A 12,834-nucleotide genomic window follows, 5' to 3' on the forward strand; every position below is an offset into this window, starting at 1 on the left:
GAAGCGGGAGGGTCCTGCACTCCGTCGGCCGCCCCGGGGCCCCGGCCCTCCCCCGTCCGGGTGGCCCGGGCCCGGGGCCCGAACGGGGCGGACGCGGGCCGGGCACGGGCCGGACGCGGGTCAGGCGCGGCGTTCGAGCCTGCGGCGGAGCCACGCCCGGACGGCGGAGGCCGTGGCCGCCGGGCCCGGGCCCGGAGCTGCGAGCCGCTGCTCCACCGCCGCGGTCCGGCGCTCCAGCTCCTCGTTGCGGGCCTGGAGCTCCGCGAGGGTCTCCCGCGCCGCCTTCAGTTCCTTGTGCAGACTCTGCTGGCCGCGCTGCGTCTGCTCGCGGAGCCAGCCGATCCGGTAGCCGAGCGCGCCGTCGTCCGAGCCGTCCCAGCGGCGGATCGAGTCGGGCAGCCGCAGCTCGGCGAGGCGTGCGTCGAAGGCGGCGCCGCCGTCGCCGTGGGTGAAGGTGTTGGGCAGCCCGTGCTTGTCGAGGAAGGCCGTGAACCGCTCGAAGCGCTCCTGGTGGCCGCCGGTCAGCCCGGAGAAGTCGGCCTTCTCGTACAGGTCGGCCGGGTCGGTGTCGGCCGGGAGTTCGCCGAGCATCTGGTACGGGATCTCGAAGTAGCGGCAGAGTTCGAGCGTCCGCGAGTCGTGGCAGAGCACCACGGCCGGGGTGCCGGCGAGCAGCGCGGCGATGTTGCCGTGGATGCGGGTGCCGAACGCGAAGTCGTAGCCGCGCAGTTCCTCGATCCACGTCACCGGGTCGATCGGCACCCGGGGGCGGCCGTCGCGCAGCAGCGGGTGGGTGCCCAGGGTCGGCATCCGCTTGGTGCTTCCGGTGGCGTGCGAGGTGTCGCCCCAGAAGAGGAGTTCGGCGTCGGTGAGGTTCTGCGCGAAGTAGCCCAGGTTCGGGTAGCGGCGGCAGGTGCCCTCGACGATCTCCGCGATCGGGCCGACCTTCGACGAGCCCCGCGAGACGTTCACCGCGATCCGGGCCTTGGGCGTCAGCTTCCGCCTGCCGTCGAAGGCGGGCAGCTCGGGGAAGGTGTCGCCGTGCAGGAACATCGACGGGCAGCCGATCACCTCGACCTCGTCGAAGCCCAGCCCGCGCAGGTAGTCGGCGGTCATCTCGCCGCGCACACCGACCGACTCCGACCGCTTGAGCACGGCCTTCATGAACCGCCGCACCGAGGGCCGCAGTTCACTGATGCCCGCCGTGTCGTAGTCCGCGCCCGCCTGCGCGCCGACGCCGAGCACCACGACGGGGATGCGCAGCTGCTCGATCAGCTGCGAGAGCCGGTCCAGTGCGCCCTGGAAGCTGGGCCGGAAGGCGTTGGCGAGCGGGACGACGAACACGTCGTACCGCTCGTTGATCCGCGCGGCGCTCGACGGCGAGGGGTCGGTCCTGATGCCGTTCGAGGTCACCTCCGTCCCGGGGGTGAGCAGGATCTTGTGCGCCGCGTCGCTGAACAGCAGGTTCCCGGAGTTGGTGCCGATCAGGTCCTGCGAGATGACCTGCTCCGGAGTGACGACGTCGAACGGACTCTTACCCGAGCGGAGAAGGATGCGCTTCATTGTTCACCTGCGTCTCTGACCGGACAGGCCGTGGGAAAGCGACGGGGCGGGGAAACCCACGTTGCCGCGCACCCCGCACCGCCGCTACCGGAGACGGCCGCACGCACGCAAACGGCCGCCTCCCCGGGCACAGGGCCCGGGAAGACGGCCGGAAGGCGCCGCTCACGCGGCCGGGCTCACCCGGCCCCGCGGCTCAGCGGTTGCTGCGCAGGAGGGTACGCATCGTGCGCATCGCCACCGAGAGGTTCGCCAGGTCGAAGGTCTCCGAGGACTGGATCTCCTCCAGCGTCGCCCGGGCACGGGAGAGGATGTTGTGGTTCTTCTTCTCCCACTCCGCGTACCGCTCCTCCGGCGTCGCGCTCTCGCCGCCCTCGGACAGGACGTCGGCGGCGACCAGCTGGTGCGCCGCGTAGAGGTCCTCGCGGATGGACGCGCGCGCCATCGACTGCCAGCGGTCGGCCCGCGGCAGCTCGCTGACCCGCTCCTGGAGCTGGGTGATGCCGAGCCGGTCACCGAGGTCGAAGTAGACCGCGGCGACGTCGATCAGATCGACGCCCGTACGGTCGGTGACCGCGACGACGTCCAGCCCGCAGAACGCGGCCGAGAAGCCGGCGACACGCTGCGCCAAGCCCTCCGGGACGCCCGCCGTCTCCAGCCGCTCGAAGATGGCGCGCTGCCACTTCAGGTCGTCGCCCTTGAGCAGCTGCGGCAGCTCGGCCCACACCTGCTCGACGCGCTCGTGGAACAGCTCGATCGTGTCGGCGAGCGCCAGCGGCTGCGGACGGTTGTTCAGCAGCCAGCGGGTGGCCCGTTCGACGAGCCGCCGGGACTGGAGCCGGATGCTGGTGAGCACCTCGGCGGACACGACGTTGTCGAGCGACTCGACCTCGTCCCACATGGCGCCGAGGCCGAAGATCTCCCGGGCCGCTGTGTGCGCCCTGACGATCTCCTCCGTCGACGCGCCCGACTCCTCCTTCATGCGGTGCAGGAAGGTCGAACCGCCGGTGTTCACCGTGTCGTTGACCAGCAGCGTGGTGACGATCTCGCGGCGCAGCGCGTGCCCGATGACCTCCTCGGGGAAGCGGTCGCGCAGCGCCTTCGGGAAGTACGCGTACGCCAGGCCCTGGAGGTACGGGTCGTCCGGCAGCTGCGTACCGATCAGCTCGTCGGTGACGGTGATCTTCGTGTACGCGAGCAGGACGGCCAGCTCGGGCTGGGTCAGGCCGTGGCCCGCGGCGATGCGGTCACGGATCTGCTTGTCGCTCGGGAGGAACTCCAGCTGCCGGTTGAGCTTGCCCTCCTTGCTGAGCCGCCGCATGTAGCGCTGGTGGGCCTGGAGCAGGCTGGAGGCGCCGACCTGGGAGTTGGCCAGGGCGGTGTTCTGCGCGTAGTTGTTGCGCAGCACGAGCTCGCCGACCTCGTCCGTCATCTCCGCGAGCAGGGCGTTGCGCTGCTTCACGGTCATGTCGCCGTTCGCGACGACCGAGTTGAGCAGGATCTTGATGTTCACCTCGTGGTCGGAGGTGTCCACGCCCGCACTGTTGTCGATCGCGTCGGTGTTGACGCGGCCGCCGCCGAGCGCGAACTCGATCCGGCCCAGCTGGGTGAGGCCGAGGTTGCCGCCCTCGCCGACGACCTTGACCCGCAGGTCCTGGCCGTCCACCCGGATCGCGTCGTTGGCCTTGTCGCCCACGTCCGCGTTGGTCTCCGAACCCGCCTTGACGTAGGTGCCGATGCCGCCGTTCCACAGCAGGTCGACCGGGGCCCGCAGGATCGCCCGCATCAGCTCGGCCGGGGTCATCTTGGTGACGCCCTCGTCGATGCCGAGGGCCTCGCGCACCTGCGGGGTGATCGGCACCGACTTGGCGCTGCGCGGGTGCACACCGCCGCCGGCGGAGATCAGCGAGGTGTCGTACTCGGCCCAGGACGAGCGGGGCAGCTCGAACATCCGGCGGCGCTCGGCGTACGAGGTGGCCGCGTCCGGGTTCGGGTCGAGGAAGATGTGCCGGTGGTCGAAGGCCGCGACCAGGCGGATGTGCTCGGAGAGCAGCATGCCGTTGCCGAAGACGTCACCGGACATGTCGCCGACGCCGACCGCGGTGAAGTCCTGGGTCTGGGTGTCGTGCCCCAGCTCGCGGAAGTGCCGCTTGACCGACTCCCAGGCGCCGCGCGCGGTGATGCCCATGCCCTTGTGGTCGTAGCCGGCGCTGCCGCCGGAGGCGAAGGCGTCACCCAGCCAGAAGCCGTACGCGACGGCGACCTCGTTGGCGATGTCGGAGAAGGTGGCGGTGCCCTTGTCGGCGGCGACGACGAGGTAGGTGTCGTCGCCGTCGTGCCGCACCACGTCCTGCGGGTGGACGACCTCACCGGCGACGAGGTTGTCGGTGATGTCGAGCAGGCCGGAGATGAAGGTCTTGTAGCAGGCGATGCCCTCGGCCTGCCACGCGTCCCGGTCCACGGCCGGGTTCGGCAGCTGCTTGCCGACGAAGCCGCCCTTCGCGCCGACCGGCACGATCACGGTGTTCTTGACCTCCTGCGCCTTGACCAGGCCCAGGATCTCGGTGCGGAAGTCCTCCCGACGGTCCGACCAGCGCAGACCACCGCGCGCGACCTTGCCGAAGCGCAGGTGCACGCCCTCGACGCGCGGCGAGTACACCCAGATCTCGTACTCGGGGCGCGGCGCGGGCAGGTCCGGGATCGCCCGCGGGTCCAGCTTCACGGAGATGTACGCGTGCGGGTTCTCGGCGCCGAGGCCGCGGCTGCGGCCGATGCCGGTGCCCCGGCCGGTGCTGGCGGTGCTGCCGTCGCTCGCGTTCTGGAAGTAGTTGGTGCGCAGCGTGGCCTTGATGACCGTCAGGAAGGAGCGCAGGATGCGGTCCTCGTCGAGGCTCGCGACCTCGTCGAGCGCGCCGTCCAGCTCCTCCAGCAGCCCGTCCGTCAGCTCGTGGCCGGCGCCGGAGCGGCCCGGGTCGAGCCGCGCCTCGAAGAGGTTCACCAGCAGGCGCGTGGTGTGCACGTTCCGCCGGAGGGTGTCCTCCATGTAGCTCTGGCTGAAGGTCGCGCCGGCCTGGCGCAGGTACTTCGCGTAGCAGCGCAGCACCATCGCCTGCCGCCAGGTCAGGCCCGCGGTCAGGACGAGTGCGTTGAGCCCGTCGTTCTCCGCCTGGCCCGTCCACACCGCGGTGAAGGTGTCCTGGAAGCGCTCGCGCGCGTCGTCCCCGAGCTCCTGCGCGCCGCTGGGCAGCCGCAGGCCGAAGTCGTAGATCCAGGCCGTGCTGCGGTCGGAGGCGCGCAGCTCGTACGGCCGCTCGTCGACGACCTCGACGCCCATGGCCTGGAGCACCGGCAGCACCGCGGACAGCGAGACCGGCTCACCGACCCGGAAGATCTTGAAGCGGCGCTCGCCCGGCATGGCGCCGACCGGCTCGTACAGGCTGAGCGCGAAGTCGCCCTCGCTGCTGGCCAGTCGCTGGATGTGCTGGAGGTCGGCGACGGCGGCGCGCGGCGCGAAGTCCGCCTTGTAGCCCTCGGGGAAGGCGGCCGCGTCGTACCGGTGACGCAGCTCGGCCGCGTGCTCCTCGCCGAACTCGGCGATCAGGGCCTCGTTGAAGCCGTCGGCCCAGGACCGGGCGGCCTCGGCGAGCCGCGCCTCGATCCGGTCGGTCTCGGCGTCGGTGAGGTGCGGCAGGCGGGCGCCGGGCTCCAGGCGGATGACGAAGTGCAGCCGGGAGAGCACCGATTCGGTGTTCCACGCCGTGAAGTCGACGCTGGCGCCGCCCAGTTCCTCGGTGAGGATCTCGGTCAGGCGCAGCCGGACGCCCGTGGTGTAGCGGTCGCGCGGCAGGTAGACCAGCGCCGAGTAGTACCGGCCGTACTCGTCCTGCCGGAGGAACAGCCGCAGCCGGCGGCGCTCCTGGAGGTAGAGCACGGAGGTGGTGATGTCGCGCAGCTGCGGGACGGGCGTCTGGAACAGCTCGTCGCGCGGATAGGTCTCCAGCACCTGGAGCAGGTCACGGCCCGCGTGGCTGTCGGGCGCGAAGCCGGCGGAGGCCAGCACCTCGTCCACCTTGCGGCGGATGACGGGGACGCGGCGCACCGACTCGGTGTACGCGGCGGAGGAGAACAGGCCCAGGAAGCGGCGCTCACCGACGACGTTGCCCTCGGCGTCGAACTTCTTCACGCCGATGTAGTCGAGGTACGACGAACGGTGCACCGTCGCCCGGCTGTTGGCCTTCGTCAGCACCAGCAGCTTGTGCTCGCGCGCCTTGGCGCGCGCATCGGTGGGCAGCCGGTTGAAGGACGGCGAGACGGGGTGGCCGTCGACGCTGTCGGTGTGGTGCGGGTCGGAGCGGAGGATGCCGAGGCCGGTCCCGGCGACGGGCGCGAGGACGAGCTCCTCCTCGCCCTCGACGGTCTCCTCCGACAGCTCGTACTCGCGGTACCCGAGGAAGGTGAAGTGGTCGTCGGCCAGCCAGCCGAGCAGCTCCCGCGCCTCGTCGATCTCGCGCTCCGGCAGATCGGCGGCGAGCGGCTCCTGCGGGAGCCCGTCCGCGATCCGCGTCGCCGCGTCCCGCATCTTCTGCCAGTCCTCGACGGCCTCACGGACGTCGGAGAGGACGCGCAGCAGCTCGGAGGTGATCTCCTTCAGGTCCTCGCGCTCGGTCTCGCGGTCGATCTCGACGTGGATCCAGGACTCGACGACCGCGTCGTGCGGCAGCTCCTGGCCCGAACCGCCGTTGGTCGGCGTCGTGCCGTCGGAGGTCTGGTCGCGGCCGGCGTCGAGCACCTCCAGCAGCTTGCCCGTCACGTCGCGGCGGACGACCACCTGCGGGTGGATGACGACGTGGATGCCGCGGCCCTGGCGGGAGAGCTCGTTGGTGACCGAGTCGACCAGGAACGGCATGTCGTCCGTGATGATCTCGACGACCGTGTGCGTGCACGTCCAGCCGTTCTCGTCGACGGACGGCGTGTAGACCCGGACGTTCGCGGTGCCCTGCGGGCGCTCCTGGCCCAGCCGGTAGTGCGCGAACGCGGCGCCCAGGATGTCGACCGGGTCGCGGCCGTTGAGGTCCTCGGGGGCGGTGTGCAGGTAGTAGCGCTGGAGAAACGCCTCGAGGGCGCCGTTCTCAAGGCCCGGCACGGGGTGGTGCCCCCCGGCAGAGCTTTGCTCAGCTACCCGGGCGGCCTCTGCCAGCCGCTCGGCCTTTGCTTCATCCAGCTTGGTCTGCATGTCCTCTGGCTCCTGTCGCGCGCCGTTGCGTGACGTCGGGGTGGTGGATGCGCGGAATCGCCACGGGGTGACCGTTCGAACGCGACGCCGTGCCGTGCGAAGAGACCAGCGGATGCCCGGGCGCTGTGGCGCGCGGGGCGACGGCGATGCCCGGGTGGCTGCCGTAGCCACCACGGCTCGCGCCGTCTCCGTGAGATATCGCGCTGATCACGTACGTAAGGCTATCGCTCTACGCCAGGGACCCGTCATGGGCCGTATGTGTACAAAGCTGAAGAGCGAACTTTGACGGTTTGGACAGCGACCCGGCGCGCTTCCGCGTCCCCGCTGCTCGTGAGGCCCCCGCGCCCGCCTGGGCACGGGCCCGGCGGGCGGGGGCGCACACCCGGCGGTGAGAAGCGCGCCCGCGCGCTGCCCGACGCCGGGTGTGCGACCGGTACGGGCCTGATGCACGCCCGCTACGGAGCTGTGACACGGCGGTCAGCCGGCGGCCCGGAGGGCCAGATCGTCCGCGGTGTCGACGGCCTCGGCCAGGGTGTCCACGACCGGAACCCCCGCCGAGCGCAGGCTGGCCCGGCTGTGCGAGCCCCCGGTGTACAGCACCGCGTGCGCACCGACGTGCGCCGCCGCCAGGGCGTCGTCCACCGCGTCACCTATGACCACCGTGCGGGCCGGGTCGACCCCGTCCAGCGCCCTGAGGTGCCCGGCCATCTGCTCGGCCTTGCCGCCGCCGGCGGGACCCGTCGCGCCGTCGACCCGGACGAAGTGGTGCGCGATGCCGTAGGTGTCCAGCAGCGGCAGCAGCCTCTCGTGCGGCGCCAGCGAGCACAGCGACTGCGTTCCCCCGCCCCGGCCGCGCGCCGCCAGCAGTTCCTGCGCGCCGTCCGCCAGCCCCGCCCCGCGCACCTCACGCCAGTAGTGCTTGTGGAAGGTGGCGTCCATGACCTGCCACTCCTGCTCGTCCGGCAGGCGTCCCATCAGCCGCTCGTAGAACCTCGGCACGGGAACGCAGTACAGCTCGCGGTACCGCTCCAGCGTGATGGGCTCCATGCCGAGCTCGCCGAAGGCGGCGTTCGTCGCCTCGATCACCGCGTGGATGTCGTGCAGCAGCGTGCCGTTCCAGTCCCACACGATGTGGGCCCGTCCGGCCGCCCCCCTCGAATCGTCCGTCGACGTGTTCCCCGAAGATTTCCCCGAATCCATGTCCATGACGGTACGCGTCACGGCCGACAGCCGGTACGCGTTATCCACAGGCCGGGCGGCCGGTACGAAGAACTCACCGGACGCGGCCGCCGGGCCGGACGGAACCGCAGGTCAGGACAGCAGGCCCGGAATCTCCTGCGTCGCGAACCACAGCAGGTCGCGGTCCCCGGCGCGGTCGGCCGTGGCCGCCGCGCCCTCGTCACCGTCGTCCGCCGCCGTCACCGCGCCGGCGGCCGTGGTGACGACCTGCTCCGCGTCCTCGGCATCCGCGTGCACGGCCGCCACCTGCGACATCCGCACCGCGCCCTCGACCCGCACCTCGCCCAGCAGCCTCGCGGTCTCCTCGGGCGCGGGGGTCACGGCCGCGTCGGGGATCTCGGCGGCGAGCACGACCCGGCGCCGCGGCGCCTCGGGGGCGGCCGCGAGCAGCCGCAGCGACGCCTCGGCCGCGCAGCTCAGCGCGGCGTACTCCAGCTCCTCCGAGTCCTCGGTGCCGCACCACTCGCGCAGGCCCGGGGTCACGGCGTACGCGGTCTGCGCGCCGGACTCGGGACCGGAGCGGCCCGCGCGGTGAGCGGCTTCGAGAGCCGGGAGAGTCAGGGGGAGGTAGACGCGCATGGCTGCCGCTTTCGTGTATCGCCGGACCGGATGCTCCGTCAGGATACGGACCCACTTCGCCGTCGGCGCGACGCCGGTGCCGCCGACAACCGCAGGTGAGCGGGGCCCGTCGTCAACACGGAGAAGCCCCGACCGTCTTACGGGGGAATTTTTCGCCGCTCCCCGTCCGGGTTGCAACGCGTTGCAGCCCGTGATCACGACCGCTAGAAACAACCGGAACCTACCGGCGGGTATCCGCCAGCACGCGGATGAGCCCAGGACACGGAACGGGGGACTCCAGCATGAGCACAGACGTCACCGCGACGAGCGCCGAGCACCGCAGGACCACGGAGCCGGCACCCGCGACCACCACGGCCGAGCCCACGGCCACGACCGCCTTATCCGCCCCTGCCACGGCCGCGGCAAGCGCCCGGCGACCGCAGGCCCCGGACGACACGGCCCCGCCCCGCACGGCCGCGCACAGCCGGCCGGAGACGCAACCCTCCGCCGCGACGCCCAACTCCCGCACGGCGCAGGCCGGTTCGGCCACCTGGGCAGCGGACGCGGAACGCCGCCCCACCGCGGAAGGCCGCGTCCCGCAGCAACGCCGCCGCACCCCGGACGACACCGAGCCGGACGCCGACGCCGCCCCGCGAACCCCGGACGACACCGCACCCGACACCCCGCAGAACGCCCCCGTGGAGCGCCCCGTCCCGCGCACCCGCGGGGCCGCCCGGACCCGGCCGCCGGGCCGGCGGGACAGCCGCCGCCCCTCGTCCCGGCCCGCCGCCTCGGCCCTGCGGGCCGCCGCGATGCGGGAGCGCGAGCGGCAGCCCCCGCTGTGGTTCGCCCGGCAGCTGCTGCTGGTCCTCAGCGGCCAGCGCCCGGTGCACGCGCTGCTGCGCCACGTCACGGACGCCGCGTACGAGCAGTTGCTCGCGCTCGGGCCGCTCGCCCCGCTCCGCCCGCGCGGCCGCGAGCGCGGCACCCCCACCGTGCTGGAGGCGCGGGGCACCCGCCCCCGCGAGGGCGTGATCGAGGCGTTCGCGCGGGTGATGACGGGCGGACGTCAGCGGGCCATGGCCTTCCGCCTGGAGTACGACGCCGAACGCCGCTGGCTCTGCGCCGCCGTCGAACTGGACGGCCTGTTCCCGGCCAGGACCGCCGTCGAGGGCTGACCAGGCTGACCACCGCGGCCCGGCCGGAAACGCGGCCGGGCCCCGCCGCCTCGGTGCGAGGTGACGGGGCCCGGACCGGGCTTGATGCCCAGGTCACTTCTTGCGGCGCTTGCCCTTCTGGGCCTTGCGCCGCTCGGCGCGCGTCATGCCGTCGGCCTCGGAGCGGACGGGGGTGCCGCCCGCGTCCATCTCGCCCTCGACGACGCCGCCTTCGGCGGTCGGCGCGGAGAAGTGCAGGCGGTCCGGGCGCTGCGGGGCGTCGAGGCCCTTGGCGCGGATGGCCGGGGCGCCCGCGCCGGCGGGGACGGCCTCCTCCTTGTCGAGCGAGGCCTTCTTCTCGCCGGCCTCGGCCTTCTCCTCGACGGGGACCTCCTCGACCTGCTGCTCGACCTGGACCTCCAGGTTGAACAGATAGCCGACGGACTCCTCCTTGATGCCCTCCATCATGGCCTGGAACATGTCGTAGCCCTCCCGCTGGTACTCGACCAGCGGGTCCTTCTGGGCCATCGCCCGCAGGCCGATGCCTTCCTGCAGGTAGTCCATCTCGTAGAGGTGCTCACGCCACTTGCGGTCGAGCACCGAGAGGACGACGCGACGCTCCAGCTCACGCATGATGTCCGCGCCGAGCTCCTCCTCGCGGGCGTCGTACTGCTGGTGGATGTCGTCCTTGATGGACTCGATGATGAAGTCGGAGGTGATGCCCTCGCGGTCGCCCGCGGCGTCCTCCAGCTCCTCGATCGTGACCTTGACCGGGTACAGCTGCTTGAACGCGCTCCACAGCCGGTCCAGGTCCCACTCCTCGGCGAAGCCCTCGACGGTCTCGGCCTGGACGTACGCCTCGATGGTGTCGTCCATGAAGTGCCGCACCTGCTCGCGCAGGTCCTCGCCCTCCAGGACGCGGCGGCGCTCGCCGTAGATGACCTCACGCTGACGGTTGAGGACCTCGTCGTACTTGAGGACGTTCTTGCGGATCTCGAAGTTCTGCTGCTCGACCTGCGACTGGGCCGAGGCGATGGCGCGGGTGACCATCTTGTTCTCGATCGGCACGTCGTCCGGGACGTTCGCCATGGACATCACGCGCTCGACCATCTGCGCCTTGAACAGCCGCATCAAGTCGTCGCCCAGGGACAGGTAGAAGCGGGACTCGCCCGGGTCGCCCTGACGGCCGGAGCGGCCGCGCAGCTGGTTGTCGATGCGGCGCGACTCGTGCCGCTCGGTGCCCAGCACGTACAGCCCGCCGAGCTCCTTGACCTCGTCGAACTCCTGCTCCACGGCCTTCTCGGCCTTCTCCATGGCGCCGGGCAGCGCGGCGGCCCAGTCCTCGGCGTGCTCGACCGGGTCCAGGCCCTTGGCCCGCAGCTCCTTCTCGGCGAGGTCGTCGGCGTTGCCGCCGAGCTTGATGTCCGTACCGCGGCCGGCCATGTTCGTCGCGACGGTGACGGCGCCCTTGCGGCCCGCCTCGGCGACGATCGCGGCCTCGCGCTCGTGGTTCTTCGCGTTCAGCACCTCGTGCCGGACGCCGCGCTTGTTCAGCTGCTTCGAGAGGTACTCGGACTTCTCGACGGAGGTCGTACCGACGAGGACCGGCTGGCCCTTCTCGTGCTTCTCGGCGATGTCGTCCACCACCGCGTCGAACTTGGCGACCTCGGTGCGGTAGATCAGGTCGGCCTGGTCGGCGCGGGCCAGCGGGCGGTGCGTCGGGATCGGGACGACGCCCAGCTTGTAGATCTGGTGGAACTCGGCGGCCTCGGTCATCGCCGTACCGGTCATGCCGGAGAGGGTGTTGTAGAGGCGGAAGAAGTTCTGCAGGGTGATCGTGGCGAGGGTCTGGTTCTCGTCCTTGATGTCCACCCCTTCCTTCGCCTCGATCGCCTGGTGCATGCCCTCGTTGTAGCGGCGGCCCGCGAGGATACGGCCGGTGTGCTCGTCGACGATCATGACTTCGCCGTCCATGACGACGTAGTCCTTGTCGTTCTTGTAGAGCTCCTTGGCCTTGATCGCGTTGTTGAGGTAACCGACGAGCGGGGTGTTGACCGACTCGTAGAGGTTGTCGATGCCGAGCCAGTCCTCGACCTTGGCCACGCCCGACTCGTGAATGGCGACGGTGCGCTTCTTCTCGTCGATCTCGTAGTCGCCCGTCTCGGGCTTCTGGGTGCGCGGGTCGCCGGGCTCGCCCTTCTCCAGCCGCTTCACCAACTTGGCGAAATCGCTGTACCACTTGGTGGCCTGGTCGGCCGGGCCGGAGATGATCAGCGGGGTGCGCGCCTCGTCGACCAGGATGGAGTCGACCTCGTCGACGATCGCGAAGTTGTGGCCGCGCTGCACCAGCTCGTCCTTCGACCACGCCATGTTGTCGCGCAGGTAGTCGAAGCCGAACTCGTTGTTCGTGCCGTAGGTGATGTCGCAGTTGTACTGGTCACGGCGCTGCTGCGGCGTCATGTTGGCGACGATGCAGCCGACTTCCAGGCCCAGGAAGCGGTGCACACGGCCCATCCACTCGGAGTCACGCTGCGCGAGGTAGTCGTTGACGGTGATGATGTGCACACCGTCGCCCGAGATCGCGTTGAGATACGCGGGCAGGGTGCCGACCAGGGTCTTGCCCTCGCCGGTCTTCATCTCGGCCACGTACCCGAGGTGCAGGGCGGCGCCGCCCATCAGCTGCACGTCGTAGTGCCGCTGGCCGAGGACGCGCTTCGCGGCCTCGCGCACGGTCGCGAACGCCTCCGGCATCAGGTCGTCGAGACTTTCGCCGTCCGCGTACCGCTGCTTGTATTCGTCCGTGAGAGCCCGAAGCTCGGCGTCCGACAGCTCCACGAAGTCCTCTTCGATGGAATTCACCTGCCGCACGATGCGGTCCAGCTTGCGCAGGATCTTCCCTTCACCTGCACGCATGAGCTTGCCGAAGACGGACACTTAGAAGGGCTCCTTGCCGGTCGGGCCTGGCACGGTCAGTGCGCGGGCACGGCGTTACGGACCCGCCGCACCCGCCATCGTATGCGAGGGACGTACGCCCCTGTACCCCCAACGTGCCGGACCCCCCGAAGGTGCCGTGGCCGCCGGGAACGG

The 12,834-nt window shown here is 71.3% G+C and carries 6 protein-coding genes; 1 reads left to right on the forward strand and 5 read right to left on the reverse strand.

Annotated elements, in window-relative coordinates:
- Window positions 1–120: 120 nt before the first annotated feature.
- The 4 genes from HCC30_RS08940 to HCC30_RS08955 form a co-directional block, all read right to left on the reverse strand.
- Window positions 121–1,563 (reverse strand): polysaccharide pyruvyl transferase family protein, encoded by a 1,443-nt coding sequence (locus tag HCC30_RS08940; RefSeq protein WP_169441811.1) that lies wholly within the window; start codon window positions 1,561–1,563, stop codon window positions 121–123.
- A 193-nt stretch (window positions 1,564–1,756) separates the two neighbouring features.
- On the reverse strand, window positions 1,757–6,793 hold the full coding sequence (locus HCC30_RS08945; RefSeq protein ID WP_169441813.1) for an NAD-glutamate dehydrogenase: 5,037 nt from the start codon (window positions 6,791–6,793) through the stop codon (window positions 1,757–1,759).
- Between the two features lie 477 nt (window positions 6,794–7,270).
- Window positions 7,271–8,014: an HAD family hydrolase gene (locus HCC30_RS08950; RefSeq protein WP_346776550.1), complete on the reverse strand. Its 744-nt coding sequence runs from the start codon at window positions 8,012–8,014 to the stop codon at window positions 7,271–7,273.
- A 90-nt stretch (window positions 8,015–8,104) separates the two neighbouring features.
- Window positions 8,105–8,611, reverse strand: coding sequence for a hypothetical protein (locus HCC30_RS08955; protein WP_169441815.1), 507 nt, complete (start codon window positions 8,609–8,611; stop codon window positions 8,105–8,107).
- Window positions 8,612–8,892: 281 nt separating this feature from the next.
- Between HCC30_RS08955 and HCC30_RS28510 the strand changes: the two genes are divergently transcribed.
- Window positions 8,893–9,768, forward strand: coding sequence for an Rv3235 family protein (locus HCC30_RS28510; RefSeq protein ID WP_240979408.1), 876 nt, complete (start codon window positions 8,893–8,895; stop codon window positions 9,766–9,768).
- 93 nt (window positions 9,769–9,861) lie between these two features.
- On the opposite strand, the gene secA is transcribed toward HCC30_RS28510, so the two are convergent.
- The gene (gene secA, locus HCC30_RS08965) at window positions 9,862–12,681 is read right to left on the reverse strand and encodes a preprotein translocase subunit SecA (RefSeq protein ID WP_169441816.1); all 2,820 of its coding nucleotides are present in this window, start codon (window positions 12,679–12,681) and stop codon (window positions 9,862–9,864) included.
- Between the last annotated feature and the right edge of the window lie 153 nt (window positions 12,682–12,834).

Origin of the sequence: Streptomyces sp. HNM0574, assembly GCF_012726235.1 — a bacterium.
Classification (GTDB): domain Bacteria; phylum Actinomycetota; class Actinomycetes; order Streptomycetales; family Streptomycetaceae; genus Streptomyces.